Genomic DNA, 17,992 nt, shown 5'->3' on the forward strand with positions numbered 1-17,992 from the left:
ATACAACCATAAGCAGGCGGAACATACCCAGGATGCGGCTCGCGCAGAGCGCGCCTAGCTCCCTGCGCAGTCGTCGGATCTCTGGACGCATACCCGATACCGTGATTTCGGCGAATCCTTTTGCCCGCTTCGGCCCACGACGTTTTCGTTTGAACTTCTGTCGGTTCTAGGCTAACCGTGGTCCACCCGACGTCTCCGAAGCCCCACACACAGTACGATGAGTTTAGTTTTTACCACCCTGAAAGGACTTGGGCATGGACGCGGACCTCTGGAAGCTTCTTGTGGACAAAGCAGTTTTGCGGACAAAGACACGAGACCTAATTTGGTCCGAGACCAGTGAAGGACCGGCGAAAACACTCAGCTTCGGAACATCAATCGATGACAGCACCACCTTGAACATCTGGGGATATGAAGCGAATTATTCGTATGAATTGTGCTTGATCAAGGAAACCACTGGCGAACCCTTTGAGGAGCGGAAAAGAGCCACCACCAAGAAGAATGCAGATGGTGTGAATTTCAGCGGCCTATTCGAGGCTGCCCAACTCCAAATCAAGGCCCTAACCCGTGACCGCGCCTTCGCGGCCGTCATGGAGTACTTGGCTGACCCAGGGGCAGTGGAGGATCCCGAGAAGCAAGACGAACTCCGAGATCAATGGGGAGCCTTGGGCGACTACGGCTACTTCCTCTATTCGCACGATGAGAAAATTCTCGCAGCGGTAAGGGACATGACTGCTGCGGGCTCCATCACTTGGAGCCTTGAGGACGGCGAAGATCGCGGCGAGGAAGGTCAGTATTTTCGGGCTGAAATCGGCGACCTCCTCTGCGTTCGTCTCCATCCGAGCCAGACGCCCCGGAGAACCCTTGGCTCCACGTCATATAGGTTCGGTATTAGCGGGACTGGTGACGAGCCGTTTGATGTCGAAGTCGACCTTAGTCCTGATGCAAAAAAGCACACGCGACCACTCTGGCTGATTGCCGACGAGTTGAGCACATTAATCTCAAACGTGATCAACGAAGATGAAAAAAAATTCAACCAGATAGTTAGAGACAACATTATCCACGACATTCTTGCGTCCCTAGATGATGTTCGCCAGGAACCATCCTTGCCTGACGGGGTCTGAATCAGGTTTCTTCCCGCAGGCGAGCTGCCACTGCGGCTAGGTGCCAAGTGAGGTGAGCGTTGTGCCGGCAGCCATCTGCCTCGCACCTGCCAGCGATTACACCTGATCTTCCTTTGCCATCTCGGCAAGGCGATCCTGAGCGGCAATCTTGGCCGCAACTTTGTCAGCCAACAACTGCCCCTTGATCTTCCCGTTTTTTCGATCCGGCCCCTCGGTGTCAAATTCTCGCAGGACATCCTCAAGTCGTTCTCGTTCGAGCAGGCGTTGTTTATCTTCACTGGTCATGACAGACATCTTGACATGACGCACCCCAACGTCGGCCCGCTAACCAAAGACGCGGCTGCAGGGGGGCAGCGTCTGCCCCTACGCCAAGCCGCCGACCGCGTGGAGGAAAGTATGGCTGTAATAGGGAACAAGGCCCCCGCCGGGTTGAAAGACGGCGCGTTGAAGCTGTACGCCCTCGCAAAGGACCCAGAAGTTCAAGCGCGAATTACGGAGCTGTACAAAGGCGCCAAAGAGTTATACGAGACAGCAAGGAGCCCCGAGGCCAAACAGGCCTACCGGCAGGCAGCAGAGTTCGTCCGGAAAAGTCGGAAGAAGTAGCCCTACCCCAGCCGCCGCTGCCGGAACACCGGGAACTGCTCCCTGACCCGCGCCACCGTCGAGAGCGAAATCTCCACCGCCCGCACGCCCGGCTCCAGGCCCAGGTCAGCCTCAACCACTCCCATCGGATCCACCAGCACGCTCCGGCCGACGGAGACCGGCGGCGCCTGGCACACGCCGGCCACGTAGACGCCGTTCTCAATGGCGCGGGCAGCGTTCAGCGCCAGCCACTGCTCCGTCTTATGCGTGCCCGGCACCCAGGACGAGCAAACCAGCAGCACTTCGGCGCCGGCGTCGGCCAGGGACCGGGCCAGCTCGGGGAACCGCAGGTCGTAGCAGGTCTGGAGCCCGAACCGCACTCCCCCGGCCTCAAACACCACGGGGTCGGTGGACGGGCCCGGCTTGATGAACGTCGACTCCCCGAACCCCTGCGCGTCGAACAGGTGGATCTTCCGGTACACGGCCAGCCGTGCCCCGGAAGCTCCGAACGCCACCAGGGTGTTGTAGGCGCGGCCCGGTTCCTCGGAGGCTTCCACCACGCCCGCCACGAGCGCTATGCCGTGGCGGGCCGCGGTGGCCGCGAGCTCAGCGCAGATGGGCCCGTCCAGCGGCTCGGCCAGCGCCGGGAACGAGGCGTCCACGATCTTCTTTTCATACGTGGCGTACTCCGGGAAGGCCACCAGGGTGGCGCCGTCGGCGGCGGCAGACGCGGCGAACCGGTCAATCGCGGCCAGGTTCGCCGCGATGTCGGCGCCGGACTCCAGCTGCCCGAGGGCTATCCTCACACCGGTTCCTTCCATCGTTAAGCTTCCAGCCAGGCCGCGGACGTCGCCCGAGGCACCTCCGCGCTTAGGCGGCGGCCTCGACGGTGGCCTTTTCCGTCGTCGTCATTTCCGGCGGCGCCGCACGGAAACCTCGGGTGATCAGCGCCAGGACCACTACACCGAGCACCAGCCACGACACTCCTAGCGTAATGGCGTTGCTGTCCAGCTGGGACAGCAGGTAGGCACAGATCATGGCACCCACGGCCGGGACCACCACGTAGGAGACCGCGTTCAGCTGCTCCCCGGCCCGGCGCCGGCGCACGTAGTGGAAGACCACGGAGACGTTGACCAGCGTGAAGGCGGTGAAGGCGCCGAAGTTGATGAACGACGTCGAGGTGGCCACGTCCAGGAAGAGCGCGATCAGGCCGACGACGCCGGTGATGACGAGGTTGACGATGGGCGTGTGGAACTTCGCGCTGAGCCGGCCGAAGACCGCCTTGGGCAGGACGGAGTCGCGGCCCATGGCGTACATCAGGCGGGAGGCGCTGGCCTGCGCGGCCAGGCCGGACGCGAACTGCGCCGCCACCAGGCCGGCCAGGAAGACCGCCCCGAACAGCTGCCCGCCGATCTGCAGCGCGATGGCGCTGGCGGCCGAGGCCGAATCCTCGAACACGCCGCCGGGATGCACCAGCTGGGTCACGTAGGACACGGCCACGAAGATGCCGCCACCGATCAGGGCGATGAGCATGATGGCGCGGGGCATGTTCTTGCGTGGGTTGACGGTCTCCTCGGTGAGGGTGGTGACGGCGTCGAACCCGAGGAACGAGTACGCGGCGATCGCGGCACCGGCCGAGATGGTGGCGAAGCTGGAGGTGTCATTGAAGAACGGCTGGGTGCTGGCGAGGCCGCCGGCGCCCTGGGTGGACACCACGTTGCCGATGGACAGCGCCACGAAGAACACGATGACCAGCATCTGGAAGGCCATCAGCACGTAGTTGGCCTTGTCCGCCACCTTGATGCCCAGGATGTTTAGCACGGTGGTGATGAGGATGAAGCCCACGATCCAGACCCCGATCGGAATCCCGGGGAACTGCGCGGTCAGGTAGGAGCCGCCGATGAGCCAGATGACCATCGGCAGGAACAGGTAGTCCAGCAGGATCGCCCAGCCCACCAGGAACCCCACCCGGGGATCGATGGACCGGCGGACGTAGGTGTAGGCGGAGCCGGCCACCGGGTAGGCGACGGCCATCCGGCCGTAGCTGTGGGCCGTGAACAGCATGGCGACCATGGCCACCAAATAGGCGGACGGCGATGCCCCGCCGGTGGTCTCGGCGATGATGCCGAAGATCCCCAGGACGATCAGCGGGGTCAGGTATGCCAGGCCGAACAGAACCAGGGACGGCAGCTTCAGCGTGCGGGTCAGGGTGGGTGTTGTCACGGTTTTCCTTAAGCGTTGAAGGACTGGGGAGCCCAGGTGGCCGGGCTGATCCTGCCCTGGTACACCGGCAGTTCGATGGCGTCTTCGCCGTCGCGGAACTGGGACCAGGGGCGGTTGAGGTTTTCGGTGCCATGCGTTCGGACGTGTTCGACGGCGGCAAGGTCAAGTTCGGCGGTGAGCAGCACGGGGGCGTCGCCGTCGGCCGCTGCGATGGTGTTGCCCTCGGGGTCGACGATGATGCTCAGGCCCCTGCCGGTGGGGCCAGCGCAGTTGACGCTGACCATGAAAACCTGGTTCACGATGGCGTTGGCCTTGGCGAGGACCAGTTCCTGCCGGCGGTCCGGCGTCGTGGTCTTGACGACGTTGAGGATCACCTCGGCGCCCATCCACGCGAGCTGGCGGGAGACCTCCGGGAACCACGCGTCGTAGCAGATGTTCAGGCCCACCCTGCCGACGCCGGCCAGGTCCACGGTGGTGAACCGGTCGCCGGGATCGTAGGGCTCGAACGGCCGCCACGGGAAGACCTTCCGGTAGTAGCCGGCCAGCTCCCCCTCCGGGGACAGGACCAGCTGCGTGTTGAACAGCTGCCCCTCCGGACCGCGCTCACACACGCTACCCGGGACCAGCCAGACGCCCAGGTCCGCGGCGAGCTCCCGGAGCTCCTTGACGCGAGGACCGTCCAGCGGCTCGGCGGCGTCCTGCAGGGCCTCGGTGCGCTGCCGGTCCGGGCTTCCGTCGCCGAAGAGGTGGAGCTCCGGGAAGACCACCAGCCTGCTGTGCGGCTGGGCCGCGAGCGCGGCAGTGACCTCGTCCGCGAAGGCCGAGACGGGTTCGCCGATGAGCCGCGGCCGGGCCTGGGCGGCGATGAGGGGAAGGGTGCGTTCCATGGTTGTCTCCATGTCGGGAATGTGATCTGCACTATATTAGATCAGAATGATCCATTTATGGGAAGAGGCGAAGATGGGCCGTAAAGTAGCGGATATGACGCGTCAGCTGGAGGACCCCGCCGAGACCTCACCCATCGGCGCGGGCAGGCTGGCCGGCATCGACCGGCGCAGCGCCATCGACGCCGTCCGGCTGCGGATCGGCATGGCCATTTCCCTTGGGCTGCTGAAGCCCGGCGAGCGCCTGCCGGACCAGGAGGATGTGGCGCTGGGCCTGTCGGTCAGCCCGATTACCGCGCGCCGGGCGCTGGCGAGCCTGGCGGACCAGGGCGTGGTGGTCCGCCGCCGCGGCCGGGCTGGCGGCACGTTCGTTGCCGATGCACCCCCGCGGAACGTCCTGGCGGAACTGACGGCATCGCCGGCCGAGTCGCAGGCGGTGAACCGGCTGGTGGACCGGCGGCTGCTGTTCGAATGCGCCGTCACCCACTACGCGGCCCTCAATGCCACAGCGGAGCAACTGGATGAGCTCGACCGCCTGACGCAAAGCATGGCCGAGTCCGCGGACTGGTCCGGCTACCACCAGGCCGACGAACAGTTCCACCGATTGGTGGGCACCGCCTCGGGGCTGGGCACCGCCGTCGAGGCTTACCACGAGACGCTGGCGGAGCTCTATGCCTACTTCATCCCCTACCCGATCGAGCTGCTGCACAAGTCCAACTGCGATCACGTCGCGCTGGTGGCAGCCCTGCGCGACGGCGACATCCAGGAAGCCGTGGAGGTCTCGCGCAAGCACGTGGACATCCTGCACCGCACGATGTTCATGGGCCTGGCAGAGGGCGGCGGCACCACCTGACGAACGGACGCCGGAAGGCGGACCATTAAGCAGGCGACTTCGCCGGCACCCGCCGGGTACAAGTTGGGGTGGCTTCCGTTTCTGGCTAAGTCCCGGTGGGTAGGCTACTTCTACAACGAACGAAATCCCTGAACGATATGGAGACAGGCATGCACGCCGTCCTCGAATACACCTACGCAGACAACTACCTTGAAAGCCGCGAACAATACCGTGCAGACCACCTACGGGCGGGGTGGGAATCAGTCGAACGCGGCGAGCTTCTGCTGGGCGGCGCCGTTGGAGAAGTCCCCTTCAAAGGCTTGCTGATCTTCACCGGCGAAAACGCGCTCGAGGCCGCGAAAGCTTTTGCAGCCGCCGATCCCTACGTCATCAACGGCGTCGTGACGGAGTGGACCGCCAGCCCCTGGACGACGGTGCTCGGAAACGAAGCCGCCTCACCCGTTCGCCCCTAGGCCCTCAATCTGTTCCGGTCTTTGGGCTTCGGCCGCGCGCCGAACGGGACTGGTTCGTGCCGGGCGAGGACGTTCTGCTGTGCATGTTTACGCTGAGACTCCGTGGTTGAGCCCGCCGCACCCTGTCCTAACGTCCGATGGCACGAAAAAGGAGGCCGACGACGACACGGGTGTGTCGCCGTCGGCCTCCTTTTATGCCAGGTGGCGCTATCCCCGCAGGGGGCTGGACCCTAGGCCGCGGTTGGAAGCGTTACGTAGCTGCCCTCGATGGCGCTGGCGGCAACGAGGGGAGTGCCGCCTACTGTGACATAGCTGCCACGGGTGACGGGAGGCAGGTTTCGAGCACCTGCGACGGTGACATAGCTGCCCTCGACGCCGGCGGGGACGCGGCCGGCGGGAAGAGTCACGTAGCTGCCGCCGCGCGGCGCGGTATCAGCGGGGGTGGCGCTGAGGGTCGCTTCGGTGCTGGATGAGGAGGCTTGGGAACGTTCGGTCAGAATAGTCATGGTTCTCCGTGAACTTTCGAGATGAGGGCCACATAGTTTCTTGTGCCGCTCAAGCAGAAGGGCGTTGCGCATTGTGTCGCTTGCCCCGCTGGCCCGGGTATCTTCACCGGTGCGGCACTCAAGGGCTGCGGTGGCCTGTATCCAACTTTACCGGCTTATCCTGACTCACTCATAATAAGGTGGGAAGGCTCACGTTTCGGCATGGCTGCGCTCGCTGAGCCCGCGGGCGAGCCGTGGCAGCGCCGGATGGCGCCCCGCTTCCGCCGGCGCATGCAGGGAGAAATATCCCGCGGCCGTGTGTCGTTGGCACCCACGGGAGCTGGTCCCGGTCCGGACTGGCTCCCCTGCATTAGACAAACTTGAAGGAGCTATCCATGCCCGATTTCACCCCGCTCTGGTCAACTGTTCAGATCGGATCCACCACACTGGCCAACCGAGTCGCTTTGGCGCCCATGACGCGAGTCAGTGCAAGCGAGGACGGACATGCAACGGAGAGAATGGCCTCCTACTACGAGAGGTTTGCCCGGGGAGGCTTCGGCCTGCTGATCACCGAGGGCATCTATCCGGACACCAGCTACAGCCAGGGCTACCTGTTCCAGCCGGGCATCGCCACTAAGGAGCAGGCACAGTCCTGGGCCAAGGTGGTCGAGCGCGTCCATGCCGCCGACGCGCGGATATTCGCCCAGCTCATGCATGCCGGGGCACAAGCCCAGGGCAACCGATTTGTGGAGTCCTCGGTGGGTCCGTCGGCGATCGCCCCCAAGGGTGAGCAGCTAGCTTTCTACCGTGGAGAAGGGCCTTTCCCGGTTCCTTTGGAAATCACTGCTGCCCAAATGGACGAGGTCCGGCAGGGGTTCGTCACCGCGGCCCTCCACGCCAAGGACGCGGGATTCGACGGCGTCGAGATTCACGGCGCCAACGGCTACCTCCTCGACCAGTTCCTCACGGACTACCTGAACAAGAGGACCGACAACTATGGTGGCTCCCCCGAAAACAGGGTGCGTTTCGCCGCGGAGATTTGCCAGGCGGTCCGCGAGGCCGTTGGCCCTGAGATGACCGTGGGGATCCGTATCTCCCAGGGCAAGGTCAGCGACAACGACCACCGGTGGAGCGGCGGCGCGGAGGAAGCAAAGGTCATCTTTGCCGCCCTCGGGGCCACCGGCATCGACTTCATCCACACCACCGAATACAAGGCCGCCGCTCCGGCGTTCGAGGACGGCCCGGAGTCCCTGGCAACTCTGGCCAAGCGGCACTCCGGAGTAACCGTCATCGCCAACGGCAACCTCGACGACCCGGAAACGGCCGTGTCCCTGCTTCAGGACGGCGCCGCCGACGTCGTCGCCCTAGGCAAGGCCGCCTTGGCCACCCGGGACTGGCCGCACCGCGTCCGGAACAACCAGGCGTTCGACGAGCTCGACGGCAGTGTTTTCGCTCCGGTCGCTGACGTCAAGGACTGGGAGCTGGAACTGCCCGCGTAAGGGTGCAAGTGCATAGGACAGGCCAGGCGGACATCGCCTGGCCTGTCCTGGTATTGGCCCCCACGGCGGCCGACCCACAGCGGGCCGGGCTGGTCAGGGCAGAATGGACACATGACTGACAGTTCTGCCGTCCGCAGCGGTGGAGGCCCGTCCGGCGGCACCGAAGGCGCCGGCCCCGAGGCCGCCGGCCAGCTCATGGCGATGCTGGACCAGGGTGTTTCCGCCGCCGATCTGGAGACCACGCTGTCCGCCTGGCTCGAGACCGGGGCCATTGACCAGCCCACAGCGGCGGCGGCACGCCGGCTGAACGCCCGGTTGTGGGAGGCGAGCCGCCGGGAGGGACTGCTGCGCGTCCTTTACGACACCGCCACCGACCTGACCGGCATACGGGACGTGGAGGCCGTGCTCAAGGCCATCGTGCGGCGCACCCGGTCACTGATCGGCAGCGACGTCGCCTACCTGAGCCTGAACGACTACGACAGCGGCGAGTCCTACGTCCGGGTGACGGACGGCGCCACCACGGCCCTCTTCCGCAACATCCGGATGCCCCTCGGCGAAGGCGTGCTCGGCGCCGTCGCGACCGGCGAGGCACCCGCCCAGAGCGCCGACTATCTGTCGGACGAGTCCAAGTCGCATCTGGAGTCCAGCGACGCCGCCGTAGCAGCGGAGGGCGTCCGGGCGATCATGGGTATCCCCCTCCGCGCGGAAGGAAAAGTGATCGGCGCGCTGCTGGTCGCCGACAGGCATGCCCACCAGTTCAGCAGTGACGACGTGGCCCTGATGGAATCCATCGGCACGCACGCCGCCGTCGCGCTGGAGAACGCCCGCTACTTCAGCGAAATGGCCAGCGCCCTCAGCCGACTGGACCAGGCGCAGCAGCAGAACCTGGCCCACGTCCGGGCCCTGGAGGAGCTCTCCACGCTGGACCGGCGGCTGATGGAAACCCTGGCCTCTACCGGCAGCCTTCCCCACCTGCTTAACCTGCTGGCCGAGTCCCTGGACACCCCCGTCTTTCTGGTCTCCCCCATGGGCGAGCCGCTGTCGGAGCTCACCTCGGGCGCAGACTTCGGGAGCTTCCCGGCCCTGAGCGCCGCGGAGGAATCTGCCGCCAAAAGGACGGCTGTGCCCTTTGAACTCAAGGACAAGAAGTACACCGTCATGTCCGCCGTCGCGGGCGACCAACACCTTGCCTCCCTCATCGTCGCCAAGCAACTCAGCCCGGCCCGGCTCGCCGTCCTGGAACGCAGCGCCCTGGTGCTCAGCGTGTCCTTGCTGTTAGAACGCACCTTCCAGGACGCCCAGTACCGGCTGCAGCTCGAACTCATCGATGACCTGCTCAGCCCCCGCGCCGAAAACGCGGCGGCGCTTGCCCGCCGGGCCGGGCAGTTCGGGCTGGCCAACCACCTCCGGTGCGTGGTGCGGGTGGTGGGGGTCGCCGATGACCAGCGGCAACGGGCACTCTCCGTGCTGAGGCATCGGTCCGAAGGGAGCCCGGGAATCATCGCCCTGCACGAATCGCACCTGTGCATCATTGAACCCGTGGAACGGCACGACAGCCACCCGGGTGAAGCCAGCGGTGCCGGCCGCACCGGCCAGCCCATCATTGACGAGCTGAAACGACGCCGCATCACGGCCACCGTCGGGACATCAGAACCCGTCACCGGCTTTGCCCGGCTGTCCGCCGCCCACACCGAGGCCGACGCCGTCCTCCGAGCGCTGCAGGCCCTCTCGCGCAGCGGCGAGGCAGCGGACCGGGCCGCCCTGGGCACCGCAGGAATGTTGCTGGGAGCGATGGACAGCCCCTTCGCCGGACAGCTGCTGACCGCTCAGCTGGGACCACTGCTGGACTACGACGAGCGGCGGGGAACACAGCTGGTCCTCACGGCGTGGACGTTCCACGAAAACGGCGGCGCCGCCCAGGAAACGGCCGACGCCCTGCACATCCACGCCAACACCCTGAGGCAACGGCTGGACCGGATCGACGCCCTGATCGGCGGCTCGTGGCGCCGGGGAAGCCGTTCCCTGGACGTCCAGGTCGCCCTGCGCCTGTGGCGGATGAAGACGGCGGGCGTCACCCCCGGCGGCGCCTGACCAACGGACCTGCCTCGCGCCAACCGAAAAAGGCACATGGCGAAAGACCACACCTGCAGGACCTTTATGTGGCACGAAACCACATGTTCGAGGTCACGCGCTTCTGGAATGCTGAGATCTGCGGCACTTTTCGGGTAGCCGCCCACCCCATCTCTAGGAGTTATTCACAATGTCGTGTGCGCACGCAACGGGCATCCGCCCCGCAACTTTCGGCGTCCTCCGCCTGCCGCGGAGCGTCGTCGTCGGCGCCCAGCAGCGCTTCGCCGTCGCCAATATCGCAGCCGAATTCGGAACCAACATCCTCATTTGCACCGATCCGCGGCTGGCCGCTTCAGAGGAACTTCAGGCACTGGTCCGGAGCCTCGAGGACAAGAACCTGACCGTACGGGTTTACGGTGACACCCAGGCAGAGCTGCCGGTTCCCGGGATCGTGGCCTGCGTCGAGGAGCTCAAGGGCCAGGAGATCGACGTCATCATCGGTTTCGGCGGCGGCAGCTGCATGGACATGGCGAAAGTCGTCTCCGTACTGCTCACCCACGGCGGCAAGCCCAGCGACTACTACGGCGAGTTCGCCGTTCCCGGCCCCACCAAGCCGGTCATCGCACTGCCCACCACAGCGGGCACCGGCTCCGAGGCGACCGCAATCGCCGTCGTCTCCGATCCTGACCTGGGCATGAAGATGGGCATCTCGAGCCCCCACATCATCCCGTTCGCCGCGGTGTGCGATCCCGAGCTCACCTACTCCTGCCCCGCGCCCCTGACGGCGGCCACGGGTGCGGACACGTTCGTGCACCTGATCGAGTCCTTCACGGCCATCACCCGGGAACCCACGTCCACCCTGGCCACGGAGCGGGTCTTCGTCGGCAAGAACATCCTGACCGACTCGATTGCCCTGAACGGCATCGGGCTGGTGGGCCGCAGCCTGGTGACCGCCTACAAGGACCCGGAAAACACCGAGGCCCGCGGCGGGATGATGCTCGCTGCACTTTACGGCGGCGTGGTCCTCAGCAACGCCGGAACCGCCGCTGCCCACGCCATCCAGTACCCGGTAGGTGCCCTGACCCACACCCCGCACGGTGTGGGCGTCGGCCTCCTGCTGCCCTACGTCGTCCGCCACAACTTCCCCGTCATCCAGCCGCAGCTGGCGCAGATCGCCGAAGCCTTGGGCCGCGACATCAGCGGACTGGACGAGCGCGCCGCCGCCGTCGCCGGCGTCGAGGCCATCGACGAGGTCATCGCGGCCATCGAGCTGCCCCCGACGCTGAAGGACCTTGGCGTCCAGGAAGGCGACCTCGCCCAGATCGCCAAGCTGTCGCTGAACTCCAAGCGGCTCATCGACAACAACCCCGTGCCGCTTGATCTCGACGCCGTCACCTCCATCGTGAACGCCGCCTACGCCGGCGACCGCACCATCCGCTGATCAGCAATAAGGACCAATGATGACCCTTCTTTCAACCTCTGAACCGCTCGACGTCGACGGGCTGGCGGTGCCCCGCCAGCTCCTCATCGCCGGGAACTGGCAGGACGCCAGCGGCGGCAACACCGTCGACGTGATCAACCCCTCCGACGCTACCGTCATCACCGGCATCGCCGACGCCGACGTCGAGGACGGCCTCGCCGCCGTCGACGCCGCCGCCGCAGCCTTCCCGGAATGGGCCGCCACGCCGCCGCGCCGCCGCGCCGAAATCCTGCGCCGCTGCTTCGACCTGATGACCGAGCGCAGCGAGGAAATCGCCCACCTCATCTCCCTCGAAAACGGCAAGGCCCTGGCCGACGCCCGCGGAGAAGTGGCGTACGCCGCCGAGTTCTTCCGCTGGTACGCCGAAGAAGCGGTCCGGATCATCGGCGATGTGTCCGTCTCGCCGTCGGGCTCCAACCGGATCCTTGTCCAGCACATGCCCATCGGCGTCTGCGTCCTGATCACCCCGTGGAACTTCCCGGCGGCCATGGCCACCCGGAAGCTGGCCCCGGCGCTGGCCGCCGGCTGCACCGCTGTGCTGAAGCCCGCCACCCTCACGCCGCTGACCACCCTGGCGATCGCCCAGCTGATGATCGACGCCGGGGTCCCGGCCGGCGTGGTCAACATCATCACCACCAGCAAGACCAACGAGGTCATGACCCCGATCCTTGCCGACCCCCGCGTCCGCAAGCTGTCGTTCACCGGTTCCACCGGAGTCGGACGCCACCTGCTGCGCCAGGCGGCCGACAACGTGCTCAAGTGCTCCATGGAACTCGGCGGCAACGCCCCGTTCCTCGTCTTCGATGACGCGGACCTCGATCTGGCCCTCGACGGCGCCATGATCGCCAAGATGCGCAACGGCGGCCAGGCCTGCACCGCAGCCAACCGGATCTACGTCCAGCGCGGCATCCACGACGAGTTCGCGCGCCGGCTGGCCGAACGAATGGGTGCCATGCGCGTGGGCCCCGGCACCGACGCCAGCACCGAGGTCGGCCCGCTCGTGGATGAGGCCAGTGTCCGTAAGGTCGACTCGCTGGTCCGCGACGCCGTCAGCCAGGGCGCCAGGCTCCTCGCCGGTGGCAAGGCCATCGACGGCGACGGGTACTACTACCCGCCCACCGTCGTGACCAACGTGCCGCTGCAGGCCCGCATGGTCAGTGAGGAAATCTTCGGGCCGGTGGCCTCGGTCATCCCCTTCGACACCGAAGAGGAAGTCATCGCCGCCGCCAACGACTCCGAGTACGGCCTCGCCGCCTACGTGTTTACCGAGGACCTGCGCCGCGGACTCCGGGTCTCCGAACGCATCGAAAGCGGCATGGTGGCCCTCAACCGTGGACTGGTGTCCGACCCGGCAGCGCCGTTCGGCGGCGTCAAGCAGAGCGGCCTCGGCCGCGAAGGTGCCCACCAGGGCCTGCTGGACTTCACCGAAACCAAGTACATCGCCCTCGACTGGTAGCGCTGACGCTCCCTTCGTTTCCATCCGAAAGAAAAGACCAATGACGATCTCCAACACCAAAGCCAAGTCGAAGGCGCCCTGGCGCGTTCCGGCTGCAAGCTTCATCGGTACCACCATCGAGTGGTACGACTACTACATCTTCGGCCTGCTCGCCGCCACGGGCGTCTTCAGCCGCCTGTACTTCCCGGAACAGGACCCGGCCACCGGCCTGCTGATGGCATTTGTCACCTACGCGGTAGGTTTCGTGGCCCGTCCCTTCGGCGGCATGTTCGCCGGCCACTACGGGGACAAGATCGGCCGCAAGCCCATGCTGGTGCTCTCCCTGCTCATCATGGGCTTTGCCACCCTGGCCATGGGAATGCTTCCCACCTACGCGCAGATCGGCGTCTGGGCTCCCATCCTGCTGACGGTCCTGCGCCTGCTGCAGGGCTTCGGCGCCGGAGCCGAGTGGGCCGGCGCGGCCGTCATTTCCATCGAACACGCGCCTGCCGGACGCAGCGGATTCTTCGGCAGCTTCACCCAGATGGGCGTGCCGGCCGGCATGCTGCTGGCCAACTCCAGCGTCCTTGCCGTCAAGGCTGCCGTCCCGGCAGCAGAGTTCGACGCCTGGGCCTGGCGCCTCCCGTTCCTGCTCAGCGTGATCCTGATCGTGACCGGCATGATCGTCCGCAACAAGCTCGAAGACTCCAGCGACTTCAAGGAACTCCTGGCGGCAAACGAGACCGCCAAGAAGCCGCTGGGCGAGGCCATGAAGAAGGAAACCAAGGGCATCTGGCTTGTTGTCGGCATGCGCCTGGCGGAGAACTCCGCGTTCTACCTGTACACCACCTTCTCCGTGGTCTACATCATGAAGACCTTCGGCGCCGAACGCGCCAACCAGGGCACCGTGTCGGTTCTGATTGCCTCCGCCATCGGCGTCTTCGCCGTCCCGCTGTGGGCAATCCTCTCCGACAAGATCGGCCGCAAGCCGCTGTACCTCTTCGGTTCCATCGGCGGGCTCCTGTTCTTCCCGCTGTACTTCGTCATGACGGACACCGGCAGCGCACTGCTGGCAACGCTCGCCATCATCATCGGGCTCGCTGTCTTCCACAACTCGATGTACGGCCCCCAGGCTGCCTTCTTTGCGGAACTGTTCTCCACCAAGCTGCGCTACAGCGGCGCGTCCATGGGCTACCAGTTCGGCTCGGTCCTGGCCGGCGGCATCGCACCCCTCGTCGCCGTGGCACTGCTTACCGCAGGCAACGGCAAGCCGGGCTGGGTGATCCTGTACTTCAGCATCATCGGCGTCATCACGGTTGTGGCGACCATCCTCGCACCGGAAACGCTCGCGAAGCTGGACCGGCGCCTCACCGCCGCCCAGGAGCTGGACGACAAAAACGCGGCGATTGCGCAGGAGCGCGTCAGCGCTAACTGATCATCCCTGAAGTAAGACGGGCGCCGTCCGGGTCGAAAGTAGACCCGGACGGCGCCCTTCTTTATGGGCTTAGCGCGATCCGCCGCAGTTCTTCTCTGCACTTAGCGGTGCTTGCCCGCTTCGGTGCCCGTGACGTTGAACGAGGCGTCCAATTTCACCGTCGCTGCTGTCCCGTCGGCCTTCCGGATATGTGCTTCGTAGGCGGCCCCCTCCGCATCGGTTTCGACGCGGACGACGGTCGCCCCGGGGTTGGCCGCCTTCGCTGCCGCCTCTACACGGGCGGCCTTGTCGCCTGTCAGCAGTTGCTCGGTGATGCCGTTGGCCTGGTGGCTGCCCTTCTGCTGGGAACCAGACTGTGTTGTGAAGGTCGCTGCGTCCGGAGCCGCCATTGCCAGATACATGCCGCCGCCGACGAGGGCGGCAGTTACTGCTGCACCCGCTGCGACGCTTCGAGCTGTTTTCATCACGTGCTCCTGATTCTGCGATCAGGCTCGTCAGTGCTTTCGCTGACCGCTCTATCATCCTGGCCATCGCGTCCCAGCAACGCCCAGCGCAAGTGGATCCAGTAGGGACATTGTGGATTCTACGCATTTGGAAGGGTGACGACTAGAAAAATTACCTGTGAACTTGTCAGTCCTCGACAAATTCCAGCAGGTCACCGGGCTGGCACGGCCACTAGCCCCAGGGCGGCGCCGGCTACTAGCAGCAGGAACGGGCGCCGGTGGCTGTGCGAGGATGTCGGGATGGAACAGACCGCGGAAGTACTGCGCTATGCCGCCTTCACCACCACGCCCGACGGCGGAAATCCGGCGGGAGTAGTCCTGGACGCCTCCCGACTCGACGATGCCCGGATGCAGGCCATCGCTGCCGACGTCGGCTATGCGGAATCGGTCTTTGTCACCGAGGCGCGGGTTGACGGAGACTCCCGCCGGAACCGGGTGCGGTACTTCTCCCCGATCGCCGAGGTGCCGTTTTGCGGCCATGCCACGATTGCTTTGGCCGTCGCGTTGTCCGGGCGTGATGGTGCGGGAACCTTCATCTTCGATACCCCGGTGGGCCCTGTGGTGATCGAGACTGCGGGCCAGGGCGCAGCGGTGACGGCATCTTTCACCAGCGTGGAACCGCAAGTGGCCGAGTTCCCCGACGGCGTCCTGAGCACCCTGCTCGGGCAGCTCGGCGTCGGCCGGGACGAGCTGAACCCCAAGTACCCGCCGATGATCGCTTTTGCCGGAAACTGGCACCCCATCCTCGTCTTCGCCGAACGAAACACCTTTGACTCGTTCGTTTTCGACCCTGACGCCATGCGCACACTGATGGATGCCCAGAACTGGGCCGGAACCGTCACGACGCTCTATGAGATGGGACCGGGCGAATTCGACTCGCGCAACCTCTTCCCGGTGGGCACCATCACGGAAGATCCGGCGACCGGCTCGGCCGCAGCCTCTTTGGGCGGCTACCTCCGCTCGCTTTCCCTCGTGGAGCCGCCAAGCCGCGTGCTGGTGCACCAGGGCAGCCATGTGGGCCGCCCGAGCGTGCTCACCGTCGATATTCCGCCGTCCGGCGGGATTGTCGTGAGCGGCGGAGCCGTGGAGATCCGCTGAACCCTAACCGGCTGAACGGCAAGGGCTATGCTGGAAACTTGGCTGAAGCCACCCGGCCATCGGATCGCACCCCCTTCGGAGCTGCCATCATGACCGAGTTAATTTCCCCCACAGTCACCAAAAACGAAGTCCCGGCTGGCACCGACACCAGCCCCGATCCAGACGCAGCCCTCCGCGAGCTCGCGGCCGGCACCTTCGGGCTCCCCCACCTCCGCGCCGGCCAGCTCGCGGGGATGAAGGCCCTCGTCACAGGCCGGGACGTGCTGGCCGTGATGCCCACCGGCTACGGCAAGTCGGCCATTTACCAGGTCGCCGCGCTGCACCGGCACGGGAAGCCGGGCCTTGATAAAGCGGACGGAACCCCCAACGAAACCAACAGCGCACGGCGCGGCCCCGCCGTCGTGGTCTCCCCGCTGATCGCCCTCCAGGAGGACCAGCTGGACCGGCTCCTGGAGACGCTGGGCGGGGACGCCGCCGTCGCCATCAACTCCGGCCGCAGCGATTCCGAGGTGAACGAGGCCTGGGACGCCGCCGAACGCGGCGACGCGGCCCTGATCTTCCTCGCCCCCGAGCAGCTCGCGAAGACCGAAACCGTCGAACGGCTCGCGGCCCTGGGCGTCTCGCTGTTCGTGGTGGACGAGGCACACTGCGTCTCTTCCTGGGGCCACGATTTCCGGCCCGACTATCTGCGCCTCGGCGAGGTCCGTGAGCAGCTGGGCAACCCGCCCGCCGTCGGGCTCACCGCCACCGCCTCTCCCCCGGTCCGCGACGAAATCCAGCAGCGCCTGCGCATGACGGACCCGCTGGTGCTGGTGCACGGCTTCGACCGGACCAACATCAGCCTGGACGTGGTCCGCCACCTCGAGGACAGGGACAAGCGCCGCGCCGTGACCGAGCAGGTGACGGAGCTGGCGGCCGAGCTCAGGGGCCCGGGCCTGCTGTACGCCGCCACCCGCAAGGACACCGAGGCCTACGCCGCCGAGCTCACCGAACGCGGCCTGCGCGCGGAGGCCTACCACGCCGGCCGGAAGCAGAGCGAGCGGGACCGCGTCCACGAACAGTTCCTCGACGACGGCCTCGACGTGGTGGTGGCCACCACGGCCTTCGGCATGGGCATCGACAAACCCAACGTCCGCTTCGTGGTCCACGCCGACATCCCCGACTCGCTCGACAGCTACTACCAGGAGATCGGCCGCGCCGGGCGCGACGGCGGACCGGCCTCCGCCGTCCTGCACTACCGGCCCGAGGACCTGGGTCTGCGGAAATTTTTCGGCACGCACATGCCGGACGAGGAATCGCTCCTGGCCGTCCTGCAGGTGCTCCGCGCCGCCGACGGGCCCGTGACGCAGAAGGCCCTCGCCGAGCAGACCGGCTTCTCCCCGCGGAAGCTCACCGGCCTGCTGAACCAGCTGCAGGAAACCCGGGCCGTCCGGACCGGCAAGCGCGGCGTCCGGCTGGAAGCGGGAGCCAAGCTGCCAACGGTGGTGGAACGCGCCGTCGAACATGCCGAGGCACGCCAGCGGGTGGACCGCTCCCGCATCGAGATGATGCGCGGCTACGCCGAGACCGACGGCTGCCGGCGCCAGTTCCTGCTGGGCTACTTCGGCGAGGACCTCCCCGAGCCCTGCGGCAACTGCGATACCTGCGCCGACGGTTCGGCCTACGAGGAGAATTACGACGACGGCGCCGCGGCCTCCGCGGGCGGGGAACCTTTCCCGCTCCAGGCCGCCGTCGTCCACAAGGAATGGGGTCCGGGCGTGGTCATGCGGCACGAGGAGGACGTGATCACGGTGCTGTTCGAGCAGGAGGGCTACAAGACCCTGTCCCGCCAGGCCGTCACGGAGGGCAAGCTGCTGACGCTGGCGACGTGAC

17 protein-coding genes are annotated in these 17,992 nt (G+C 66.1%); 11 read left to right on the forward strand and 6 right to left on the reverse strand.

What is annotated here, in order from left to right:
• The first annotated feature begins 254 nt into the window (after positions 1 to 254).
• Entirely contained in the window at positions 255 to 1,121 is an 867-nt protein-coding gene (locus ACFVVK_RS12640; protein ID WP_390267071.1) for a hypothetical protein, read from the forward strand.
• Between the two features lie 96 nt (positions 1,122 to 1,217).
• Here ACFVVK_RS12640 and ACFVVK_RS12645 read toward each other — a convergent pair whose 3' ends face one another.
• Positions 1,218 to 1,406: a hypothetical protein gene (locus ACFVVK_RS12645; protein ID WP_390267074.1), complete on the reverse strand. Its 189-nt coding sequence runs from the start codon at positions 1,404 to 1,406 to the stop codon at positions 1,218 to 1,220.
• A 15-nt stretch (positions 1,407 to 1,421) separates the two neighbouring features.
• On the opposite strand from ACFVVK_RS12645, the gene ACFVVK_RS12650 reads away from it, so the two are divergent.
• Positions 1,422 to 1,724, forward strand: a complete 303-nt coding sequence (locus tag ACFVVK_RS12650) for a hypothetical protein (protein ID WP_390267077.1) — start codon at positions 1,422 to 1,424, stop codon at positions 1,722 to 1,724.
• Between the two features lie 2 nt (positions 1,725 to 1,726).
• Here ACFVVK_RS12650 and ACFVVK_RS12655 read toward each other — a convergent pair whose 3' ends face one another.
• From ACFVVK_RS12655 to ACFVVK_RS12665, 3 genes are all read right to left on the reverse strand, one after another.
• The gene (locus ACFVVK_RS12655; RefSeq protein WP_390267080.1) at positions 1,727 to 2,509 is read right to left on the reverse strand and encodes a carbon-nitrogen hydrolase family protein; all 783 of its coding nucleotides are present in this window, start codon (positions 2,507 to 2,509) and stop codon (positions 1,727 to 1,729) included.
• A gap of 64 nt (positions 2,510 to 2,573) precedes the next feature.
• Positions 2,574 to 3,926: an APC family permease gene (locus tag ACFVVK_RS12660; protein WP_390267083.1), complete on the reverse strand. Its 1,353-nt coding sequence runs from the start codon at positions 3,924 to 3,926 to the stop codon at positions 2,574 to 2,576.
• Between the two features lie 8 nt (positions 3,927 to 3,934).
• Positions 3,935 to 4,813, reverse strand: coding sequence for a carbon-nitrogen hydrolase family protein (locus ACFVVK_RS12665; RefSeq protein WP_390267086.1), 879 nt, complete (start codon positions 4,811 to 4,813; stop codon positions 3,935 to 3,937).
• Between the two features lie 94 nt (positions 4,814 to 4,907).
• Between ACFVVK_RS12665 and ACFVVK_RS12670 the strand changes: the two genes are divergently transcribed.
• Together ACFVVK_RS12670 and ACFVVK_RS12675 are read left to right on the forward strand one after the other, a co-directional pair.
• Positions 4,908 to 5,663 (forward strand): FadR/GntR family transcriptional regulator, encoded by a 756-nt coding sequence (locus tag ACFVVK_RS12670; protein ID WP_390267089.1) that lies wholly within the window; start codon positions 4,908 to 4,910, stop codon positions 5,661 to 5,663.
• A 149-nt stretch (positions 5,664 to 5,812) separates the two neighbouring features.
• On the forward strand, positions 5,813 to 6,115 hold the full coding sequence (locus ACFVVK_RS12675; protein WP_390267092.1) for a YciI-like protein: 303 nt from the start codon (positions 5,813 to 5,815) through the stop codon (positions 6,113 to 6,115).
• 230 nt (positions 6,116 to 6,345) lie between these two features.
• Here the strand turns inward: ACFVVK_RS12675 and ACFVVK_RS12680 are convergent, their stop codons facing one another.
• Positions 6,346 to 6,621: a hypothetical protein gene (locus ACFVVK_RS12680; protein ID WP_390267095.1), complete on the reverse strand. Its 276-nt coding sequence runs from the start codon at positions 6,619 to 6,621 to the stop codon at positions 6,346 to 6,348.
• A 374-nt stretch (positions 6,622 to 6,995) separates the two neighbouring features.
• On the opposite strand from ACFVVK_RS12680, the gene ACFVVK_RS12685 reads away from it, so the two are divergent.
• The 5 genes from ACFVVK_RS12685 to ACFVVK_RS12705 all read left to right on the forward strand — a co-directional run bounded on the left by ACFVVK_RS12685 (position 6,996) and on the right by ACFVVK_RS12705 (position 14,519).
• Positions 6,996 to 8,099: an NADH:flavin oxidoreductase gene (locus ACFVVK_RS12685; RefSeq protein ID WP_390267098.1), complete on the forward strand. Its 1,104-nt coding sequence runs from the start codon at positions 6,996 to 6,998 to the stop codon at positions 8,097 to 8,099.
• Between the two features lie 111 nt (positions 8,100 to 8,210).
• Positions 8,211 to 10,190 carry a helix-turn-helix domain-containing protein gene (locus ACFVVK_RS12690; RefSeq protein ID WP_390267101.1) on the forward strand — a complete coding sequence of 660 codons (1,980 nt, stop codon included), beginning with the start codon at positions 8,211 to 8,213 and terminating at the stop codon, positions 10,188 to 10,190.
• Between the two features lie 169 nt (positions 10,191 to 10,359).
• On the forward strand, positions 10,360 to 11,610 hold the full coding sequence (locus ACFVVK_RS12695) for an iron-containing alcohol dehydrogenase (RefSeq protein WP_390267104.1): 1,251 nt from the start codon (positions 10,360 to 10,362) through the stop codon (positions 11,608 to 11,610).
• 19 nt (positions 11,611 to 11,629) lie between these two features.
• Complete coding sequence (locus ACFVVK_RS12700; protein WP_390267107.1) at positions 11,630 to 13,105, forward strand: NAD-dependent succinate-semialdehyde dehydrogenase; 1,476 nt, start codon at positions 11,630 to 11,632, stop codon at positions 13,103 to 13,105.
• Positions 13,106 to 13,145: 40 nt separating this feature from the next.
• Positions 13,146 to 14,519 carry an MFS transporter gene (locus ACFVVK_RS12705; RefSeq protein ID WP_390267110.1) on the forward strand — a complete coding sequence of 458 codons (1,374 nt, stop codon included), beginning with the start codon at positions 13,146 to 13,148 and terminating at the stop codon, positions 14,517 to 14,519.
• A 101-nt stretch (positions 14,520 to 14,620) separates the two neighbouring features.
• Here ACFVVK_RS12705 and ACFVVK_RS12710 read toward each other — a convergent pair whose 3' ends face one another.
• Positions 14,621 to 14,983 (reverse strand): hypothetical protein, encoded by a 363-nt coding sequence (locus ACFVVK_RS12710; RefSeq protein WP_390267113.1) that lies wholly within the window; start codon positions 14,981 to 14,983, stop codon positions 14,621 to 14,623.
• A 279-nt stretch (positions 14,984 to 15,262) separates the two neighbouring features.
• Here ACFVVK_RS12710 and ACFVVK_RS12715 point away from each other — a divergent pair, with 279 nt between their 5' ends.
• Together ACFVVK_RS12715 and ACFVVK_RS12720 are read left to right on the forward strand one after the other, a co-directional pair.
• Positions 15,263 to 16,120 carry a PhzF family phenazine biosynthesis protein gene (locus ACFVVK_RS12715; RefSeq protein ID WP_390267116.1) on the forward strand — a complete coding sequence of 286 codons (858 nt, stop codon included), beginning with the start codon at positions 15,263 to 15,265 and terminating at the stop codon, positions 16,118 to 16,120.
• Positions 16,121 to 16,209: 89 nt separating this feature from the next.
• On the forward strand, positions 16,210 to 17,991 hold the full coding sequence (locus ACFVVK_RS12720; RefSeq protein WP_390267119.1) for a RecQ family ATP-dependent DNA helicase: 1,782 nt from the start codon (positions 16,210 to 16,212) through the stop codon (positions 17,989 to 17,991).
• Position 17,992: the final 1 nt, after the last annotated feature.

This window comes from Arthrobacter sp. NPDC058192, from assembly GCF_042883665.1.
GTDB lineage: Bacteria > Actinomycetota > Actinomycetes > Actinomycetales > Micrococcaceae > Arthrobacter.